The sequence below is a fragment of the Pseudomonas sp. FG6 genome, assembly GCF_057809015.1.
The window spans coordinates 43,397-64,001 of sequence record NZ_JBMDJD010000026.1 but is presented as its reverse complement, the minus strand read 5'-3'; the positions used below and the strand labels follow the sequence as shown (position 1 = coordinate 64,001).

The following is a 20,605-nucleotide window of genomic DNA, read 5'->3' as shown; positions in this document are numbered from 1 at the left end:
AAGTGCGATCCTGACCGGGGGGCACGAAAAACAGATTTGCCCTACATCCGACAAGACAAAGCCTGCGCACTGGGCTGTATTTTCCGACAGACATCCTTGGCATCCCGACAGCTTTCGTACAAATGAATCAGCAACGTCGCACAACGCATCGCCCACGGGATTGCGACCCGCCGTGATAACGTTCGTCGTCGCCCAGCGCAAAGGACGCACCCCATGACGACCCGCTACGCAAAAATCGCAATGATCCTGGCACTCGCCGCATTCGCCCTGCTGACCGCGTTCAACAACGTCACCGATTACAGCTCCAATTTCAACTTCGTACAGCACGTGCTGAGCATGGACACGACCTTCCCCGACAACGCCGCTCGCTATCGCGCCATCACCCAACCCTGGCTGTGGCACGCCGCTTACTGGCTGATCATCCTCGGCGAAGCCATCACCGCCGGCCTGCTGGGTTTCGGCGCATTGCGCCTATGGCAGGCACGCAGGGCCGAAAGCCTGGCTTTCAGCCAAGCCAAGCGCTGGGCCATCGCGGGGCTCACCGTCGGGTTCTTCGTCTGGTTCTTTGGCTTCATGGTCGTCGGCGGCGAATGGTTCCTGATGTGGCAATCGCAGACCTGGAATGGTCAGGACGCCGCGTTCAGGTTCTACATGGCGATCGTCGGGGTGCTGGTTTTCCTCAACCAGTCCGATGCCGAGATGAAGTGATCTGCGTGGCGAGGGAGCTTGCTCCCGCTGGGCCGGTCCGACGTCTCGGGCGGAGCAGTCCTAATTTATGAGCGCTTCGCGCTCAAGCGGGAGCAAGCTCCCTCGCCACAATGGATCGATCAAGCGCTTAGTGGTTCAGACGGAAATCTTTCTCGGCCGCTTCGAAGCGCTGCACCATACCGGCGGTTGGCGAGCCCAGCTTGCTGACGATGTAGATGGCCAGGCTGGCGAAGATAAAGCCAGGGATGATTTCGTACAGGCCCAGCAGGGCGAAATGCTTCCAGACGATCACGGTGATCGCACCGACCAGGATGCCCGCCAGCGCGCCGTTACGGGTCATGCCTTTCCAGACCACGGAGATCAGCACCACCGGACCGAAGGCCGCACCGAAACCCGCCCAGGCGTAGCTCACCAGGCCCAGCACGCGGTTTTCCGGGTTGGCAGCCAGCGCAATGGCGATCAAGGCGACCAGCAGCACCATGGCACGGCCGACCCAGACCAATTCCAGCTGGGAGGCGCCCTTGCGCAGGAAGGTCTTGTAGAAGTCTTCAGTCAGGGCACTGGAGCACACCAACAACTGGCAGCTGAGGGTACTCATTACCGCCGCCAGGATCGCCGACAGCAGCACACCGGCAATCCATGGATTGAACAGCAGTTTTGCCAGCTCGATGAACACGCGCTCATGGTTCTCGGTCACGGGACCGGCCACATCCGGGTGTGCCGAGAAGTAGGCGATACCGAAAAAGCCTACGGCCACGGTGCCACCCAGGCACAGGATCATCCAGGTCATGGAGATGCGACGGGCATTGGCGATGGACTTGACCGAATCGGCCGCCATGAAGCGCGCCAGGATGTGCGGCTGGCCGAAGTAGCCCAAGCCCCAGCCCATCAGCGAGATGATGCCGATGAAGGTGGTGTTTTTCAGCATGTCGAAGGACGTCGGATCCTTCGCTTCGATCGCCAGGAACGTGGTGTCGACGCCGCCAGTGGCCAGCAGCACGATGATCGGTGTGAGGATCAGCGCGAAGATCATCAGTGTGGCTTGCACGGTGTCGGTCCAGCTGACTGCCAGGAAACCACCGACAAAGGTGTAGGCGATGGTCGCGGCGGCACCGGCCCACAACGCCGACTCGTAGGACATGCCGAAAGTGCTCTCGAACAGACGGGCACCGGCCACGATGCCGGAAGCGCAGTAGATAGTGAAGAACACCAGGATGACCACTGCGGAGATGATCCGCAGCACGCCGCTCTTGTCTTCGAAACGGCTGGAGAAGTAATCCGGCAGCGTCAGTGCGTCGCCGTTATGTTCGGTCTGCACCCGCAGGCGACCGGCCACGAACAGCCAGTTCAGGTAGGCACCGATGATCAGGCCGATGGCGATCCAGCTTTCCGACAGGCCCGACATGTAGATTGCTCCCGGCAACCCCATCAAGAGCCAGCCGCTCATGTCGGAGGCCCCGGCGGACAATGCCGTCACGACGCTGCCCAGGCTGCGACCGCCCAGGATGTAGTCGGATAGGTTGTTGGTGGAGCGATACGCCATCAGGCCGATCAGGACCATGGCGGCGATGTAGATCACGAAGGTGATCAGGGTGGGATTACTAACACTCATGAGGTACGCCCTGGCTTTGTTTTTATGTCGCGGTGGCAGTGGCAAGCGCCGACAACGCGGACGTTGTAGCGACGATTTGCAGACCCGCGTATTTAATGACTGATGTTTCCCCAGGAAAGCCATCAGCCGATGCTCCTCGGCCAAAGACCGGTTGCACCTTGGCCGCGAATGCTATGCAACAAACGAAATCAGGTGCAACCAGTTTCGCCCGAATAAGTTGCACCTGATCGGTTTTCTCGGAAAAAACCGATTTTCTGCTCTTTTTTAGTGCAAGAAAAACAAGTTTGCCAACTGCCAAGGCACCAAAGCGGTGCATGAAAAGACAAGGCCGTGACACTGGCCGATGAAGGGCAGCTCCTTTCAAGAAAAAAAGGGTTGCACCCGGTTGCACCTCTGTCAGGGCGCAGCTAATCTTGCCGCCAGCTGATGCCACGAAATACGTGGTAAACATGAGGATAAAAATATGGCTACCACCACCCTTGGGGTCAAACTCGACGACCCAACCCGCGAACGCCTCAAGGCCGCCGCGACCTCGATTGATCGCACGCCTCACTGGCTGATCAAGCAGGCAATTTTCAATTACCTGGAAAAACTCGAGGGTGGTGCAACCCTGACCGAGCTGAACGGTTCGACCCGTGCCGACAGCGACGATGCGGGAGAGGTCCAGCCCGATCACGCTCACCAGTGCTTCCTTGAGTTTGCCGAGAGCATCCTGCCGCAATCGGTGCTGCGCGCCTCCATCACCGCCGCCTACCGTCGCCCGGAACCCGAAGTGGTGCCGATGCTGATCGAACAGGCCCGCCTGCCGCTGGAAATGGCCGAGGCCACCAACAAGCTGGCCGCTTCGATCGCGGAAAAGCTGCGCAACCAGAAAAGCGCCGGCGGCCGTGCCGGTATCGTCCAGGGCCTGCTGCAAGAGTTTTCCCTGTCGTCCCAGGAAGGCGTGGCACTGATGTGCCTGGCCGAAGCGCTGCTGCGCATCCCGGACAAAGGTACCCGCGACGCACTGATTCGCGACAAGATCAGCACCGGCAACTGGCAGCCGCACCTGGGCAACAGCCCGTCGCTGTTCGTCAACGCCGCCACCTGGGGCCTGTTGCTGACCGGCAAGCTGGTCGCCACCCACAATGAAGCAGGCCTGACTTCCTCCTTGAGCCGCATCATCGGCAAGAGCGGCGAGCCGATGATCCGCAAGGGCGTCGACATGGCCATGCGCCTGATGGGCGAGCAGTTCGTCACCGGCGAAACCATCGCCGAAGCGCTGGCCAACGCCAGCAAGTTCGAATCCAAGGGTTTTCGTTATTCCTACGACATGCTGGGTGAAGCCGCGCTCACCGAGCATGACGCCCAGAAGTACCTGGCCTCGTACGAACAAGCCATCCATTCGATCGGCAAAGCCTCCCACGGCCGTGGGATCTATGAAGGCCCGGGCATCTCCATCAAGCTCTCGGCCCTGCACCCGCGCTACAGCCGCGCCCAGTACGAGCGCGTCATGGACGAGCTGTACCCGCGCCTGCTGTCGCTGACCCTGCTGGCCAAGCAATACGACATCGGCCTGAACATCGACGCCGAGGAAGCCGACCGCCTGGAACTGTCCCTGGACCTGCTGGAGCGCCTGTGCTTCGAACCGCAGCTGACCGGCTGGAACGGCATCGGCTTCGTGATCCAGGCTTACCAGAAGCGTTGCCCGTACGTGATCGACTACGTCATCGACCTCGCCCGTCGCAGCCGCCACCGCCTGATGATCCGCCTGGTCAAAGGCGCGTACTGGGACAGCGAGATCAAGCGCGCCCAGGTCGAAGGCCTGGAGGGCTATCCGGTCTATACCCGCAAGGTGTACACCGACGTGTCCTACATCGCTTGCGCGCGCAAGTTGCTGTCGGTGCCGGAAGTCATCTACCCGCAATTCGCCACGCACAACGCCCACACCCTGTCGGCCATCTATCACATTGCCGGTCAGAACTATTACCCCGGCCAGTACGAGTTCCAGTGCCTGCACGGCATGGGTGAACCGCTGTACGAACAAGTGGTGGGCAAGGTTTCCGAAGGCAAGTTGAACCGTCCGTGCCGCGTGTACGCCCCGGTTGGCACCCACGAGACACTGCTCGCCTACCTGGTGCGTCGCCTGCTGGAAAACGGCGCCAACACCTCATTCGTCAACCGCATCGCCGACCAGTCGATTTCCATCCAGGAACTGGTGGCCGATCCGGTTGCCAGCATCGAACAGATGGCAACCCTGGAAGGCGGCTTCGGCCTGCCGCACCCGCGCATCCCGCTGCCCCGCGATCTGTACGGCAGCGACCGCGCCAACTCCAGCGGCATCGACCTGGCCAACGAACATCGCCTGGCCTCCTTGTCCTGCGCCCTGCTGGCCACCGCCCATAACGATTGGAAAGCCGCGCCGATGCTTGGCTGTGCCGCCAGCGAAGAAGCACCGGCCCCCGTACTGAACCCGGCCGATCACCGCGATGTGGTCGGCCACGTCCAGGAAGCCACGGTCAGCGACGTCGACAACGCCATCCAGTGCGCCCTCAATGCCGCACCGATCTGGCAGGCCACGCCGCCGGCCGAACGCGCGGCGATCCTGGAGCGCGCGGCCGACCTGATGGAAGGCGAGATACAGCCGCTGATGGGCCTGTTGGCCCGCGAAGCCGGCAAGACCTTCGCCAACGCCATCGCCGAAGTGCGTGAGGCAGTCGACTTCCTGCGCTACTACGCGGTGCAGGCACGCAACGATTTCACCAACGATGCCCACCGCCCGCTGGGCCCGGTGGTCTGCATCAGCCCGTGGAACTTCCCGCTGGCGATTTTCAGCGGCCAGGTCGCCGCTGCCCTGGCTGCCGGCAACCCGGTATTGGCCAAACCCGCCGAGCAGACGCCCTTGGTGGCTGCCCAGGCCGTGCGCTTGATGCTCGAAGCCGGGATTCCGGAAGGCGTCCTGCAACTGCTGCCGGGTCGCGGCGAAACCGTTGGCGCCCGCCTGGTGGGTGATGAGCGAGTCAAGGGTGTGATGTTCACCGGTTCCACCGAAGTGGCTCGCCTGCTGCAACGCAACATCGCCGGTCGCCTGGACAACCAGGGTCGTCCGATTCCGCTGATCGCCGAAACCGGCGGCCAGAACGCCATGATCGTCGACTCCTCGGCCCTGACCGAACAAGTGGTCATCGACGTGGTGTCGTCGGCCTTCGACAGCGCCGGCCAGCGTTGCTCGGCCCTGCGGGTGCTGTGCTTGCAGGAAGATTCCGCCGACCGCGTCATCGAAATGCTGAAGGGGGCCATGGCGCAGTCGCGTCTCGGCAACCCGGAGCGCCTGTCGGTGGACATCGGCCCAGTGATCGACGCCGAAGCCAAGGCCGGTATCGAGAAACACATCCAGGCCATGCGCGACAAAGGTCGCACCGTGTACCAGATGGCTATTGCCGACAGCGATGAATGCAAGCGTGGCACCTTTGTCATGCCGACCCTGATCGAGCTGGAAAGCTTCGATGAGCTGCAACGCGAGATCTTTGGTCCGGTGCTGCACGTGGTGCGCTACAAGCGCAAGGAACTGGACCCGTTGATCAATCAGATCAACGCATCCGGCTACGGCCTGACCCTGGGCGTGCACACCCGCATCGACGAGACCATCGCCAAGGTGATCGACAGTGTTCACGCCGGCAACGTCTACGTGAACCGCAACATCGTCGGGGCCGTGGTCGGCGTGCAGCCGTTCGGTGGCGAAGGCCTGTCGGGCACCGGTCCGAAGGCCGGCGGTCCGCTGTACCTGTACCGCCTGCTGTCGACGCGCCCTACCGATGCGATCCAGCAATCCTTCGTCCGCGGCGACGCCCTCAGCGCGCCAGACCTGCGCCTGCGCGAAGCCCTGGGCAAACCGCTGAAGGCCCTGCAAGCCTGGGCCGACAGCCAGAAACTCGCAGAATTGAGTGCCCTGTGCGTACAGTTCGCCGCCCAGTCGCAAAGCGGCATTACCCGCCAACTGACCGGCCCGACCGGCGAACGCAACAGCTACGCCATCCTGCCGCGCGAGCACGTGCTGTGCCTGGCTGACGTGGAAGGCGACCTGCTGACGCAACTGGCGGCGGTCCTGGCCGTGGGCGGCTCGGCCGTGTGGCCGGAAACCGACGCGAGCAAGGCCTTGTTCGCCCGCTTGCCGAAGGACATCCAGGCTCGCATCCAGCGCGTTTCCGACTGGGCCAAGGATGAGGTGCTGTTCGATGCCGTCCTGCATCACGGTGATTCGGACCAACTGCGCAACGTTTGCCAGCAAGTGGCCAAGCGTGCCGGCGCGATCGTCGGGGTGCATGGCTTGTCCCAGGGCGAAACCGGCGTGGCGCTAGAGCGCCTGGTGATCGAGCGGGCCTTGAGCGTCAACACCGCTGCGGCGGGGGGTAATGCGAGCTTGATGACGATTGGCTAAAACGCTGTACACCAGGCATCTGCAATGGATGCCTGGTCTTCGAAATCCCTGTGGGAAGCTTTGGGAAGAAGCCTTGTGGGAGCAAGGCTTGCCCGCGATGAAAGCGCCGCGGTCTCTTGAGTGCCGCGGCGCCTGGATCGCGAGCAAGCCTTGCTCCCACAAGGCTCGCTCCGATGTTTGGGACCAGCATCATTTGGGATTAGCGTCGCCCTCGCCTCTGCATCACTGTCATCAATCATCCTGTTCAGCCTTTATCAGCCCGCCTAGACTCGGCCCCATTCCAAAAAAAGGTAGGCCGCCATGTCCGAGACGCTGCTCAGTTCCCGCAATCTGGCTTTCGAGCTGTATGAAGTCCTCGATGCCGAGGGCCTGACCCAGCGCGAGCGGTTTGCCGAGCACAATCGCGAAACCTTCGACGCCGCCATCGACACGGCACGCAGCATCGCCGAGAAATATTTCGCGCCGCACAACCGCAAGAACGATGAAAACGAACCGCGCTACGAGAACGGCCAGGCGATTCTGATCCCAGAAGTGAAACCAGCCGTCGATGCCTTCCTGGAGGCGGGCTTTCTCAACGCCGCGCGCAGTTTCGACGCCGGCGGCATGCAATTGCCGACGCTGCTGTCCCAGGCCTGCTTCGCGCATTTCCAATCGGCCAACGCCGCGTCCACCTCTTATCCGTTCCTGACCATGGGCGCGGCGAACCTGATCGAGAGTTTCGGCAGCGAGGAGCAGAAGCAGCGCTTCCTGCAACCGATGATCGACGGCCGCTTTTTCGGCACCATGGCCCTGACCGAGCCCCATGCGGGCTCTTCGCTGTCGGACATTCGCACGCGCGCGGAGCCAGCGTCCGACGGCACCTATCGACTCAAGGGCAACAAGATCTTCATTTCCGGCGGCGACCATCCCCTGTCGGAAAACATCGTGCACATGGTGCTGGCGAAATTGCCGGATGCACCGCCGGGCGTTAAGGGCATTTCGCTGTTCATCGTGCCCAAGTTCCTGGTCAACGACGACGGCAGCCTGGGCTCGCGCAACGATGTGCTGCTGGCCGGGCTGTTCCACAAGATGGGCTGGCGCGGCACCACGTCCACGGCGCTGAACTTCGGCGATAACGGTGAATGCGTCGGCTACCTGGTGGGGAAACCGCACCACGGCCTGGGCTACATGTTCCAGATGATGAACGAGGCGCGGATCGGCGTTGGCATGGGCGCGGTGATGCTGGGTTACGCCGGCTATCTGTATTCCCTCGAATACGCCCGCGAACGCCCGCAGGGCCGGGTGCCCGACAGCAAGGACCCGACCACCGCCCCAGTGGCGATCATCCAGCACGCCGATGTGCGCCGCATGCTGTTGACCCAGAAGGCCTACGTTGAAGGCTCGTTTGACCTGGGCCTTTACGCTGCGCGGCTGTTCGACGACACCACCACCCTGGAAAGCGAAGCCGAACGCAGGCGCGCCCATGAACTGCTGGACCTGCTGACCCCCATCGTCAAATCCTGGCCCTCGGAGTTCTGCCTGAAAGCCAACGAGCTGGCGATCCAGATTCTGGGGGGCCACGGCTACACCCGCGAGTACCCGGTGGAACAGTATTACCGCGACAACCGCCTGAACCCGATCCATGAAGGCACCCACGGCATCCAGTCCCTGGACTTGCTGGGGCGCAAACTGGCGCAGAACGGTGGCGCCGGGCTCAAGCAATTGATCCGCCTGGTGGCCGGCACCAGCGAACGCGCCCAGGCGTTCGATTCCCTGACGCCCTTGCGCCAGCCGCTGGAAACACTGGTGGCGCGCTTGCAGACCGTCACCCTCGGCCTGCTCGCCGACCTTGCCCAAGGCCAAGTCAACAGCAGCCTCGCCAACTCGGCGTTGTACCTGAAGGTGTTCGGCCACATGGTGATCGGCTGGCGCTGGCTGGAGCAGGCGATTCGCGCCGAGGAAGGGCTGGCCCGCGGGAATCCGGCAGACAGCGACTTCTATAGGGGCAAGTTGCAGGCGGCGCGGTATTTCCTGACGTGGGAAGTGCCGAGTTGTCACCCTGAGCTGGCGATTCTTGAAGCCCGGGATGATACGTGCCTGGGGATGCGCGATGAGTGGTTCTGAGCAGGGGCTTGCAGTGCTACCGCAAGCCCCTCGCGAGCAAGCCCGCTCCCACAGTCAATGGGGCCTGCAGCCCCGCTTCAGGCCTGCTGGATCGTCTTGGAAATCACTTCGACCGTGGCGCTGACCTGCTCTTCATAACGTTCGAGTTCCGCCTTGTGCTGCTTCTGCATTTCGATCTGTTGCGAGCACAGGTTCATGGCCGCCAGTACCAGCAGCCGATCGCCGATCAGCGTCGGGTATTTTCTCTTGGTATCGGCCAGCGCGGCCTTGAGCATCGAAGCAGCGTCCAGCAGGGTCTGTTCCTGCCCGGCCGGCGCCTTGATTGAATAGTCTTCTCCCAGGATCGAGAGGACCGTTACCCCATCGGCTCCGTGCTTCATGCGCTGACAGACCCGTTGCTGGCGCGCTCGATCAGCGCCTGGATGCGGGCAGCGGTGGCGCCGTGCAGTTCTTCCTGTTCCATCAGGCTCAGTTGCAGACTCTCGTTTTCATCCTTGGCCTTGGCAAGTTCCGCGTTCAGGGTTTCATTCACACCGGCGAGAAGACGGTTCTGTTGCACCAGGTCGTTGACCAGTTGCTCCAGCTGACTGAGGGATGCTTCCAACATATTGATTTCCAGGCTTTTCCAAGGGGCGCGTACGATAAAGAAAAGTCATCGCCGATGCCATGGTTAGGGTGGCGGTGCTTCGCTCGCGAGTGGTAGAGACTCCGGACAAGGAATCTGGTTCCTGCCCTTCGTCGTGTCGCAAAACCTTCACTGCGACAAAAATACACAGACCCCTCAAGACTTTAGTCGCATGACCGATAAGTCATTAAGCAACCGTTAAACGCTGCGCACGAACACACTTCCTTCCGGTACTTCCCCATGTCTCTACGAAATATGAACATCGCGCCAAGAGCGTTCCTGGGCTTTCTCCTGATCGGTGCCCTGATGTTGGCCCTTGGGGTGTTTGCCCTGGCACAGATGAGCCAGATCCGAAGCTCCGGTGAAAACATCGTCGACAACAGCGTCCCCAGCCTCAAGGCCCTGGATGAGCTCACCCAGCTCACCCTGCGCGTGCGCGTGTTGTCCTACCGCTTGCTGGTCAACCGTGAAGCGGACATCCAACAGAAAACCGTCGCCCTGCTCGAACAACGCAACCAGCAGATCCGCACGGCCCAGGCAGGGTATGAGAAGCTCATCAGTTCTCCACAAGAGCGAGCCACCTACGATAAATTGGAGCAGTTGCTGGGGCAGTACCGTCAGATCGACGAGCGGATGCGGACCCTGTCGCGCAACAATCAGCTCGAAGAGTTGCGCGCCCTGATCAACAGCGAAGTGTTGGATAACTCCGAGGCGATGAACACTCAACTCGCCCAACTGATGGACATCAACAACCAACAGGCCGATGCGTTCAACGTGGGTGCGGCCAAACAATATTCGGAAGCCTTCAATTGGGTCGTCGTGCTGCTGATCGTTTCCACGGCCCTGACCCTGCTGTTCGCCTGGCTGCTAACCAACAGCATTACCAAGCCGATTGCCAATGCCCTGGGTGCCGCCGAGGAAATTGCCCAAGGTAACTTGACCCGACCGATCATCGTCGACGGCACTGACGAAGCCGGCCGCCTGTTGCGAGCGATGTCGACCATGCAGGAAAAACTGCGTGACACCCTGCAGCGGATTTCCGGCTCGGCCACGCAACTGGCCTCGGCCGCCGAAGAACTCAACAGCGTCACTGACGAAAGCGCCCGTGGCCTGACCCAGCAGAACAACGAAATCGAACAGGCCGCCACGGCCGTCAACGAGATGACCAGCGCCGTGGAAGAAGTGGCCCGCAACGCGGTGAGCACTTCCGAAGCGTCGAGAAACGCCACCACCTCCGCTGGCGACGGCCGCGACCTGGTGCAGGAAACCGTCAGCGCCATCGAACGCATGAGCGCCGATGTGCAAAGCACCGCCACGCTGATCGGCAACCTGGCCGATGAGTCCCGCGACATCGGCAAAGTGCTGGACGTGATCCGTGGCCTGGCCGACCAGACCAACCTGCTGGCCCTGAACGCCGCCATTGAAGCCGCCCGTGCCGGTGAAGCCGGTCGTGGTTTTGCCGTGGTCGCCGACGAGGTGCGCGCCCTGGCCCATCGCACCCAGCAGTCGACCAGCGAGATCGAGCGCATGATCGGCAGCATCCAGAGCGGTACCGGGCAAGCCGTGGACTCGATGCGCAACAGCACCGAACGCGCCGAATCGACCTTGAACATCGCCCGCGGTGCTGGCCTGTCCCTGGACACGATCAACACGGCCATCGTCGAGATCAACGAACGCAACCTGGTGATCGCCAGCGCCGCCGAAGAACAGGCCCAGGTGGCCCGTGAAGTGGACCGCAACCTGGTGAACATCCGCGACCTGTCGGTGCAATCGGCCGCCGGTGCCAACCAGACCAGCGCCGCCAGCGCCGAACTGTCGCGCCTGGCCGTGGACCTGAACAGCATGGTTGGGCGGTTTCATCTTTAAGCGAGGTAACGGTTGATCGCTCATCAACGGTGAGCGTTCAACCCCCTGGCTTTTGTGGCGAGGGAGCTTGCTCCCGCTGGGCTGCGAAGCGGCCCCGTCCTTAAAAGCGACGACTGCTTCGCAGCCGAGCGGGAGCAAGCTCCCTCGCCACGGTATTGCTGCGCTCTTGTATCCCCCATTCCAACCTTTTTTGACAGCATCACATTTCGACAGGTTAGAATCGCTGGCACGCAGACTGCATGGCCAGCCTGCGCCTGCCCTTCAGTTTTTCCGGAGTACTGCCTTTGACCGCGACGACCATCAACAGCCTGTTCTTGATCGGCGCGTTGCTGGTAGGTGCGAGCATCCTGGTCAGTTCTCTTTCCTCGCGCCTGGGCATCCCGATCCTGGTGATCATCCTGGCCGTGGGCATGGTGGCCGGCGTCGACGGCGCCGGCATTCTGTTCGACAACTACGCCACGGCCTACCTGGTCGGTAACCTCGCATTGGCCGTCATCTTGCTGGACGGTGGCTTGCGCACGCGGGTCTCGAGCTTTCGCGTGGCCCTGTGGCCAGCGCTGTCGCTCGCCACGATCGGAGTACTGATCACCACCGGGCTGACCGGGCTGGCGGCGGCGTGGCTGTTCAACCTGAACCTGATCCAGGGCCTGCTGATCGGCGCCATCGTCGGCTCGACCGACGCCGCGGCCGTGTTCTCCTTGCTCGGTGGCAAGGGTCTGAACGAGCGGGTCAGCGCCACCCTGGAGATCGAGTCTGGCAGCAACGACCCCATGGCGGTATTCCTCACCGTCACCTTGATCGGCATGCTTGCCAGTGGCGAAACCGGCCTGCACTGGAGCCTGCTGGGGCACCTGGTGCGCGAGTTCGGCATTGGCTCGTTGCTGGGCCTGGGCGGTGGCTGGCTGATGCTGCAACTGGTTAACCGAATCAACCTGGCCAACGGCCTGTACCCGATTCTCGTCATCAGTGGCGGCCTGGCCGTCTTCGCCCTGACCAACGCCCTGCACGGCAGCGGTTTCCTGGCGGTCTACCTGTGCGGCCTGGTGCTGGGCAACCGCCCGGTGCGCAGCCGCCACGGCATTTTGCACATGCTCGATGGCATGGCCTGGCTGGCACAGATCGGCATGTTCTTGGTGCTGGGCCTGCTGGTCACGCCCCATGACCTGCTGCCCATCGCCCTGCCCGCCCTGGGCCTGGCCTTGTGGATGATCCTGTTCGCACGGCCACTGTCGGTGGTGGTGGGGCTGTTGCCCTTCAAGGCGTTCCATGGCCGCGAGAAAGCCTTCATTTCCTGGGTTGGCCTGCGCGGCGCGGTACCGATCATCCTGGCGGTGTTCCCCTTGATGGCCGGCCTGCCCCACGCCCAGCTGTATTTCAACCTCGCGTTCTTTATCGTACTGGTCTCGCTGCTGGTACAGGGCACCAGCCTGCCGTGGGTCGCCAAGCTGCTGCACGTCACTGTCCCGCCGGAACCCTTGCCGATTTCCCGGGCGGCACTGGAAGTCCATGTCACCAGCGAGTGGGAGCTGTTCATCTATCGCCTCGGCGCGGAAAAATGGTGCATCGGCTCGCCCCTGCGCGACCTGAAAATGCCCGAAGGCACGCGCATCGCTGCCCTGTTTCGTGGCCAGCAACTGCTCCATCCGTCGGGTAGTACGGTGCTGGAAGTCGATGATTTGCTGTGTGTTATCGGCCATGAACACGACTTGCCAGCCCTTGGAAAACTGTTCAGCCAAGCGCCGCAACGGGGCCTGGATTTGCGCTTCTTCGGCGACTTCGTGCTCGAAGGAGACGCCCAGCTGGCAGCGGTTGCGGCCCTGTACGGGTTGCAACTGGACGGCATCGATCCGGACATGTCCCTGGGCCGCTTCATTGCCCAGAAAGTCGGCGGTGCCCCAGTGGTCGGCGACCAGGTGGATTGGAACAACACCCTGTGGACCGTCGCGGCCATGGACGGGAACAAGATCGGCAAAGTGGGCGTCAGATTCCCCGAAGGAAGTCGCCCGGGTCCCGGCTTGTTCCTCTAAACTGCTCCCACTTTCAATTGCTCGACCGGTCTCTATGCCTACCCTGCGCTCCTTTTTCGCCATCGCCCTGCTGGGCCTGAGTCTGCCCGTCTGCCCGCTGCAAGCGGCTGAATTGCCCACCAGCACCTCGGTGCAGGCCAGCCTGGACAAGATCGCCGACCGCAAACTGCCGGAGGCCGACCAGAAAGCCTTGCAGGCCGTGCTGCAGAGCACCCTGACGCAGCTGGGCAACAAGGCCGACTACGAGCAGAAGCTGGCCAGCCTCAAGCAACAACTGGCCACCGCGCCCAAGCAGAACATCGAGAACCAGCGCGAGCTGGCGCGCCTCAAGAGCACCGCCGTGGTGCCGGTGGCGCAACGTTACGCCAACCTGCCGATACCCCAGCTCGAACAGATGCTGACCGAGCGCGCCACCCAACAGAGCGACCTGCAAAAGGCCCTGGCGGACGCCAACAGCCTGATCATCACCGCCCAGACCCGCCCCGAGCGCGCCCAGGCGGAGATCTCCAATAGCCAGACCCGCATCCAGCAGATCAACGCCACCCTCAAGGTCGGCCGGGACGCCGGCAAGCCGCTGAGCAGCGAGCAGCGCGACCAGCTCAACACCGAACTGGTGGCCCTCAATGCGCTGATCCCGCTGCGTCGCCAGGAGTTGGCCGGCAACAGCCAGTTGCAGGACCTGGGCAACGGTCAGCACGACCTGCTGATGGAAAAAATCGCCCGCATGGAGCAGGAAATCCAGGACCTGCAAAACCTGATCAACCAGAAGCGCCTGGCCCAGTCCCAGCAGACGGTGACCCAGCAATCCATCGAGGCGCAGAAAGCCGGAGGCAGCAGCCTGCTGGCGACCGAAAGCGCGGCCAACCTGAAACTCTCCGACTACCTGCTCAAGAGCACCGACCGTCTCAACGAAGTCACCCAGCAGAACTTGCAGACCAAGCAGTTGCTCGACAGCGTCACCCAGACCGACGCCGCCCTGGACGAACAGATCAGCGTGCTCAAGGGCAGCCTGCTGCTCTCCAAGATTCTCTACAAGCAACGCCAGACCTTGCCGCGCCTGAAACTCGACCAGAACCTGGCCGACCAGATCGCCGACATCCGCCTGTACCAGTTCGAGGTCAGCCAGCAACGTGAGCTGCTGAACAATCCGGGCGCCTACGTCGACAGCCTCTTGGCGTCCCAGCCTTCGGAACAAGCCACGCCGCAACTGCGCAAGACCTTGCTGGAACTGGCCCTGACCCGGGTCGACCTGCTGGAGCGCCTGAGCCGCGAATTGAGCGCGGTGCTCAACGAATCCATCACCTTGCAGCTCAACCAGAAGCAGCTGCTCAGCACCGCCCAAAGCCTGCGGGCCACCCTTGAAGAACAGATGTTCTGGATCCCCAGCAACAAGCCGCTGGATTTCGAATGGATGCGGACCGTGCCGAACCGCCTGGAGAAACAGGTCGACTCGCTGCCCTGGGCCTCCAGCCTCAGCGAACTGGCCGACGGCCTGACCCAGCGGCCCCTGCTGTTCCTGCCCCTGGCATTGCTGATCGGTGCACTGCTGTGGCGCCGCAGGAGCCTGTATGCCCGACTCAACAAGGTTCACCAGGACGTCGGGCACTTCAAGCGCGACAGCCAGTGGCACACGCCCCAGGCGATCCTGGTCAACATTCTGCTGGCGATGCCGGTCGCCCTGGCGCTGGCCCTGTGCGGCTACGCCCTGCAGATCGACGCCCGCGGCCAGAACGCCAACCTCGGCGCGGCGCTGCTGCAGATCGGCCTGGCCTGGCTGATGTTCTACACCGCCTATCGGGTGCTGGCACCGGGCGGTGTCGCCGAGCTGCATTTTCGCTGGGAGAAACCCCAGGTCGAATTCCTCCAGGGCTGGATCCGCCGGCTCGGGCTGGTGGTGCTGGCCCTGGTGGCCGTGGTGGCGGTCGCCGAACTGCAACCTTCGGCCCTGGCCGACGACGTGCTGGGCATGCCGGTCGTACTGACCTGCTACGCGCTGATGGCCTGGCTGCTCAGCCGCCTGCTGTTGAGCAGCCCGACCCACCGCAATACCTCGCTGTTCCGCAAGGCCGTCGGGGTCCTGTTCACGGCACTGCCCATCGCGCTGTTCGTGGCGGTGTGCTTCGGCTACTACTACACCGCGCTGAAGCTCAGCGACCGGTTGATCAACACCTTGTACCTGCTGATGCTGTGGCTGGTGATCGAAGCCACCTTCGTGCGCGGCCTGTCGGTCGCGGCACGACGCCTGGCCTACCAGCGAGCCCTGGCCAAGCGCCAGGCCGCCAAGGAGGCCGGTGACGGCGAAACGGTGGTCGAAGAACCGACCCTGGACATCGAGAAGGTCAACGAGCAATCCCTGCGCCTGATCCGCCTGGCCTTGCTGGGCGGCTTCATCGCCGCGCTGTACTGGGTCTGGTCGGACCTGATCAGCGTGTTCTCGTACCTGGACAACATCACGCTCTACGAATACACCAGCGGTACCGGCGTCAACATGAGCATGGTGCCCATCAGCATCGGCGACATGCTCGGCGCGCTGATCATCATCGGCATCACCTTCGCCCTGGCGCGCAACCTGCCGGGTCTGCTGGAAGTGTTCGTGCTGTCGAAACTGAACCTGGCCCAGGGCAGCGCGTATGCCACCACCACGCTGCTGTCCTATGTCATCGCCGGGGTCGGCTTCGTCACCACCTTGTCCACCCTCGGCGTGAGCTGGGACAAACTGCAATGGCTGGTGGCCGCGTTGTCGGTGGGCCTGGGCTTCGGCATGCAGGAGATCTTCGCCAACTTCATCTCCGGGATCATGATCCTGTTCGAGCGCCCGGTGCGCATCGGCGACACCATCACCATCGGCAACCTGTCGGGCACGGTGAGCAAGATCCGCATCCGTGCGACCACCATCACCGACTTCGATCGCAAGGACATCATCGTCCCGAACAAGACCTTCATCACCGGGCAACTGATCAACTGGTCGCTGACCGACACCGTCACCCGCGTGACCCTGAAACTGGGGGTGGACTACGGCTCCGACCTGGACCGCGTCCGCGAACTGCTGCTCAAGGCCGCTCGCGATAACCCACGGGTACTGAAGGAACCGGAACCGATCGTGTACTTCCTGAACTTCGGCGAAAGCACCCTGGACCACGAGTTGCGCATGCACGTGCGCGACCTCGGTGACCGCAACCCGGTGCTGGACGAGATCAACCGCTTCATCAACCGCGAGTTCAAGAAGGAGCACATCAACATCTCCTTCCGGCAGATGGAAATCTATCTGAAGAACCTCCAGGGCCAGGAATACAAACTGGTGCCCGCGGAGCCGGATCAGAAGACCCTCGCGCCCGTGCCCTCGACCGTAGCCAACGTCAAACCGGTGCCCGAACCACCGCAAGATATACTCGACTGATCGCGCCGTGCCCGCAGGCATCGCGCCGGAGACGGCCATGAAAACGCTGGAGACCTTGACCTTCGATAACCGCTTCGCCCGCCTGGGCGACGGTTTCTCGGTCCATGTGCTGCCCGAACCCATCGACAACCCTCGGCTGGTGGTCGCCAGCCCCACTGCCATGGCGTTGCTCGACCTGGATCCGGCCGAAGCCGAAGCCGCGCTGTTCGCCGAGATCTTTGGCGGGCACAAACTCTGGGCCGAGACCGAGCCGCGGGCGATGGTGTATTCGGGGCATCAGTTCGGCCACTACAACCCGCAACTGGGGGACGGCCGCGGGTTGTTGCTGGGCGAGGTGTACAACGCCGCCGGTGAACACTGGGACCTGCACCTCAAGGGCGCCGGCCAGACGCCGTTCTCGCGGATGGGCGACGGCCGCGCGGTGCTGCGCTCCTCGATCCGCGAATTCCTCGCCTCCGAAGCGCTGCATGCCCTGGGCATTCCCACCACCCGCGCCTTGTGCGTGATCGGCTCGGACACCCCGGTGTGGCGCGAGAAGCAGGAACGCGCGGCCATGGTGCTGCGCCTGGCCCCCAGCCATATACGCTTCGGGCATTTCGAATATTTCTACTACACCAAGAAGCCCGAGTTGCAGGCGACCCTCGCCGAGCACGTGTTGAACCTGCACTTTGCCGAGTGCCGCGAGCAGCCGGAGCCGTACCTGGCGATGTTCCGCGAAATCGTCGAGCGCAACGCCGAACTGATCGCCAAATGGCAGGCTTATGGCTTCTGTCACGGCGTGATGAACACCGACAACATGTCGATCCTGGGCATCACCTTCGACTTCGGCCCGTTCGCCTTCCTCGACGACTTCGATGCCAATTTCATCTGCAACCACTCCGATGACCAAGGCCGCTATTCGTTCAGCAACCAGGTGCCCATCGGCCAATGGAACCTCAGCGCCCTGGCCCAGGCCCTGACGCCTTTCATCAGCGTCGAAGCCCTGCGCGAAACCCTCGGCTTGTACTTGCCGCTGTACCAGGCCCATTACCTGGACCTGATGCGCCGCCGCCTCGGCCTGACCCGCGCCGAAGAAGATGACCAGAAACTGCTGGAACGCTTGCTGCAACTGATGCAAAACAGCGGCGTCGACTACAGCCTGTTCTTCCGCCGTCTGGGCGAGCAAGCCCCCGAACAAGCCATCGCCACCCTGCGCGACGACTTCGTCGACCTCCAGGGCTTCGACGCCTGGGGCGAGCTCTACATCGCCCGCGTCAACCGCGAAGGCCCCGTTGACCAGGACCAGCGCCGTACCCGCATGCACGCCGTCAATCCGCTGTATGTGCTGCGTAACTACCTGGCCCAGACCGCCATCGAGGCCGCCGAAGCAGGCGACTACGACGAAGTCCGCCGCCTGCACACCGTGCTGAGCAAGCCGTTCGAAGAACAACCGGGCATGGACCGCTACGCCCAACGGCCCCCGGACTGGGGCAGGCATTTGGAGATCAGTTGCTCGTCGTAAAGGTTGGAATCAACTTCCTGCCAAACACCCCCCCCCTGTGGCGAGGGAGCTTGCTCCCGCTGGGGCGCGCAGCGGCCCCAAACCTAAAAAGCGACGACTGCTTCGCAGCCGAGCGGGAGCAAGCTCCCTCGCCACATAAAGCAGTTCGACATTGCAGAGTGCAGTGCCAAACCATCAAATGAAGGTTTCAACCGAGACACCGAAGCGCTCAGCCAACCAGCGGATCTGCCTTAAATTGAGCTGGCGTTTGCCGCTCAATATTTCCGATACCACCGACTGGGCGCCTACACCTGGCAAATCGCTCTGGCTCAACCGATGTTCGCGCATCAGATAACGAAGCGCCTCAACGCCACTTGCCTTGGGCATCGGCCGGTGTTGATGATCCCAGGCTTCGATCCATTCACCGATGATGTCGACCAGGCTCATCAATGGATGGGCTTCTTCTTCGCCAACCAATTCCAACAGCTCATCGAGAGCGGCGGCCAACCGGTCGTAGTCCTCTTCGCTCCTGGGCTTGCGCAGCAGGGGTGATACAAACTCCCAATGGGCGGCGACTTGTTCGATCAGTGCACTCATTCGTTTTTCCATCTCATTTTGCTATGGACGAGTTAAACACAAATGGGGTTTATCGCAAATTGCGATACTCGCAGAAAGCATTACTGACGCTGCTTTTGTGGCGAGGGAGCTCGCTCCCGCTGGGCCGCGAAGCGGCCCCAAAACCTCAAAAGCGACGACTGCTTCGCAGCCGAGCGGGAGCAAGCTCCCTCGCCACGGGTTCAGGGTTGGCTGGGCGGGCGTCATCGCGAGCAAGCTCGCTCCCACAACGGTGGGGGTTGTCGCAATATCGCGGTCACAGCGTTTTTAATTGTGGGAGCGAGCTTGCTCGCGATAGCTATTTCAAACTCACTACAGATCTCCCAGCCTAGCGCTTGAACCTCAAGCCAATCCCTCGCCACAGAAATCTGTCGGCCTGCTCACCCCACCTTGTCATTCCCCTGCTCAGGCGTCTCGATCCCCGACTCTGCCTCTTCAGCCTCTTTTTCCTCCGGCTTGGCCGGTGGCTTTTTCTCGGGGTAGCCGGGCATGCCGCGGGCGTCGCTTGGGGTCAGTTCATCCCGCTCGTGGCGGCGGTCGATGGCGTAGGACGGGGCGGCGTTGGGGTCTTCGTCGCGGCCGGCGCTGCCGAGGACGAAGGCGTCATCGTTGGGGTTGTCCTGTGCCTGGGGGCGGGTTGGGTCTTGAGGATGGCTCATGGGACCTCCGGTGTTTGCGAACAGAGACGTCGTGTTTTTTGAGGCCTGGGCGCGCCTTCCGTGCGGCGCACCTGATGAATGGCAGACTTAATAAATACCTCTGAAAGCCGCGTGAAATGAAAGACCCTATGGGAGCGGGCTTGCTCGCTCCCACAAGGGATACCGCTAGGCCATATCACTGTGGCTGAATTCCTCAGCCAGGAAATCGATCAGCGTGCGCACCGACGGCAACAGTCCGCGTCGCGAGGCGAAGATCGCATGGACGATCCCGCACTTCGGCGTCCAGCCCGGCACCAGCTCCACCAGCCGACCGGCCGCCACGTCCTCGCGCACGACCACGGTGGGCAGGTGCGCGACGCCAATGCCCGCCAGCACTGCGTGACGCAACGCCAGCAGATCATCGGTGACCATGCGTGGCTCATGCCGGATGAGCGCGCGGGCACCGTCCGGGCCGAACAATTCCCACTGGTATTCGCGCTGCGCCGCGCCCCAGTGCACGCTTGGCAAGCCGTTGAGATCGGCCACGGAAGGCGGTGAAGACAAGCGCTCCAGAAACGCCGGGCTCCCCACCAGGCATTGGGTGCTGTTGCTCAGCACCTTCATGACCATGTCGGTGTTTTCCAGCGGCGGGAAACGCACCCGCAAGGCGATATCGAACCCTTCGTGAAGCAGGTCCACCCGGCGGTTGGTGCTCTCGATGAACAACTCCACCCGCGGGTACTTGAGCATGTAGCGGGTCAACATCGGCCCGACCCAGCTGTTGAGCAGCGCCGTCGGGCAACTGATGCGCACCAGCCCCTGGGGCTCGGAACGGTTGCGCTCGATTACTTCGGCCGCGCTCTCGGCCTCGACCCGCATCGCCAGGCAGCGCTGGTAATAAGCCTGGCCAATCTCGGTCAACGAACAATGGCGGCTGGTGCGATGGATCAACCGTACCCCCAGGCGCTCTTCGAGCTGGGCGATACGCCGGCTGAGCTTGGACTTGGGCATGTCCAGCGCTCGCCCGGCGGCGGCGAAACCACCGTGCTCCACCACTTGGGTGAAGTAGTACAGCGTATTGAGGTCTTCGATGATCGTTCTCCAAATAGAACGCTAA

14 protein-coding genes are annotated in these 20,605 nt (G+C 62.5%); 7 read left to right on the top strand and 7 right to left on the bottom strand.

The window, feature by feature from the left end:
• The first annotated feature begins 213 nt into the window (after positions 1 to 213).
• A complete protein-coding gene (locus tag ACODSJ_RS17570; RefSeq protein WP_489102933.1) occupies positions 214 to 708 on the top strand; it encodes a DUF2165 family protein in 495 nt (164 codons plus the stop codon).
• A 127-nt stretch (positions 709 to 835) separates the two neighbouring features.
• On the opposite strand, the gene putP is transcribed toward ACODSJ_RS17570, so the two are convergent.
• A complete protein-coding gene (putP, locus tag ACODSJ_RS17565) occupies positions 836 to 2,320 on the bottom strand; it encodes a sodium/proline symporter PutP (RefSeq protein ID WP_489102932.1) in 1,485 nt (494 codons plus the stop codon).
• A gap of 22 nt (positions 2,321 to 2,342) precedes the next feature.
• The gene (locus tag ACODSJ_RS17560; protein WP_489102931.1) at positions 2,343 to 2,636 is read right to left on the bottom strand and encodes a hypothetical protein; all 294 of its coding nucleotides are present in this window, start codon (positions 2,634 to 2,636) and stop codon (positions 2,343 to 2,345) included.
• Between the two features lie 147 nt (positions 2,637 to 2,783).
• Between ACODSJ_RS17560 and putA the strand changes: the two genes are divergently transcribed.
• Both putA and ACODSJ_RS17550 read left to right on the top strand, forming a co-directional pair.
• Positions 2,784 to 6,737, top strand: coding sequence for a trifunctional transcriptional regulator/proline dehydrogenase/L-glutamate gamma-semialdehyde dehydrogenase (gene putA / locus ACODSJ_RS17555; RefSeq protein WP_489102930.1), 3,954 nt, complete (start codon positions 2,784 to 2,786; stop codon positions 6,735 to 6,737).
• Positions 6,738 to 7,037: 300 nt separating this feature from the next.
• Positions 7,038 to 8,840 carry an acyl-CoA dehydrogenase gene (locus tag ACODSJ_RS17550; protein ID WP_489102929.1) on the top strand — a complete coding sequence of 601 codons (1,803 nt, stop codon included), beginning with the start codon at positions 7,038 to 7,040 and terminating at the stop codon, positions 8,838 to 8,840.
• 77 nt (positions 8,841 to 8,917) lie between these two features.
• On the opposite strand, the gene ACODSJ_RS17545 is transcribed toward ACODSJ_RS17550, so the two are convergent.
• Positions 8,918 to 9,220 (bottom strand): cell division protein ZapA, encoded by a 303-nt coding sequence (locus tag ACODSJ_RS17545; RefSeq protein ID WP_489102928.1) that lies wholly within the window; start codon positions 9,218 to 9,220, stop codon positions 8,918 to 8,920.
• Positions 9,217 to 9,447, bottom strand: a complete 231-nt coding sequence (locus tag ACODSJ_RS17540) for a hypothetical protein (RefSeq protein ID WP_489102927.1) — start codon at positions 9,445 to 9,447, stop codon at positions 9,217 to 9,219. The genes ACODSJ_RS17545 and ACODSJ_RS17540 overlap by 4 nt, the downstream gene beginning before the upstream one ends.
• A gap of 258 nt (positions 9,448 to 9,705) precedes the next feature.
• On the opposite strand from ACODSJ_RS17540, the gene ACODSJ_RS17535 reads away from it, so the two are divergent.
• The 4 genes from ACODSJ_RS17535 to selO all read left to right on the top strand — a co-directional run bounded on the left by ACODSJ_RS17535 (position 9,706) and on the right by selO (position 18,256).
• Positions 9,706 to 11,331: a methyl-accepting chemotaxis protein gene (locus tag ACODSJ_RS17535; RefSeq protein WP_489102926.1), complete on the top strand. Its 1,626-nt coding sequence runs from the start codon at positions 9,706 to 9,708 to the stop codon at positions 11,329 to 11,331.
• Positions 11,332 to 11,615: 284 nt separating this feature from the next.
• Positions 11,616 to 13,358 (top strand): potassium/proton antiporter, encoded by a 1,743-nt coding sequence (locus ACODSJ_RS17530; protein WP_489102951.1) that lies wholly within the window; start codon positions 11,616 to 11,618, stop codon positions 13,356 to 13,358.
• Positions 13,359 to 13,392: 34 nt separating this feature from the next.
• On the top strand, positions 13,393 to 16,755 hold the full coding sequence (gene mscK, locus ACODSJ_RS17525) for a mechanosensitive channel MscK (protein WP_489102925.1): 3,363 nt from the start codon (positions 13,393 to 13,395) through the stop codon (positions 16,753 to 16,755).
• Positions 16,756 to 16,792: 37 nt separating this feature from the next.
• Positions 16,793 to 18,256: a protein adenylyltransferase SelO gene (gene selO, locus ACODSJ_RS17520; protein ID WP_489102924.1), complete on the top strand. Its 1,464-nt coding sequence runs from the start codon at positions 16,793 to 16,795 to the stop codon at positions 18,254 to 18,256.
• A 174-nt stretch (positions 18,257 to 18,430) separates the two neighbouring features.
• Here the strand turns inward: selO and ACODSJ_RS17515 are convergent, their stop codons facing one another.
• From ACODSJ_RS17515 to ACODSJ_RS17505, 3 genes are all read right to left on the bottom strand, one after another.
• The gene (locus tag ACODSJ_RS17515) at positions 18,431 to 18,832 is read right to left on the bottom strand and encodes a helix-turn-helix domain-containing protein (protein WP_489102923.1); all 402 of its coding nucleotides are present in this window, start codon (positions 18,830 to 18,832) and stop codon (positions 18,431 to 18,433) included.
• 398 nt (positions 18,833 to 19,230) lie between these two features.
• On the bottom strand, positions 19,231 to 19,509 hold the full coding sequence (locus tag ACODSJ_RS17510) for a hypothetical protein (protein ID WP_489102922.1): 279 nt from the start codon (positions 19,507 to 19,509) through the stop codon (positions 19,231 to 19,233).
• 165 nt (positions 19,510 to 19,674) lie between these two features.
• Positions 19,675 to 20,580, bottom strand: a complete 906-nt coding sequence (locus tag ACODSJ_RS17505) for a LysR family transcriptional regulator (RefSeq protein ID WP_489102950.1) — start codon at positions 20,578 to 20,580, stop codon at positions 19,675 to 19,677.
• Positions 20,581 to 20,605: the final 25 nt, after the last annotated feature.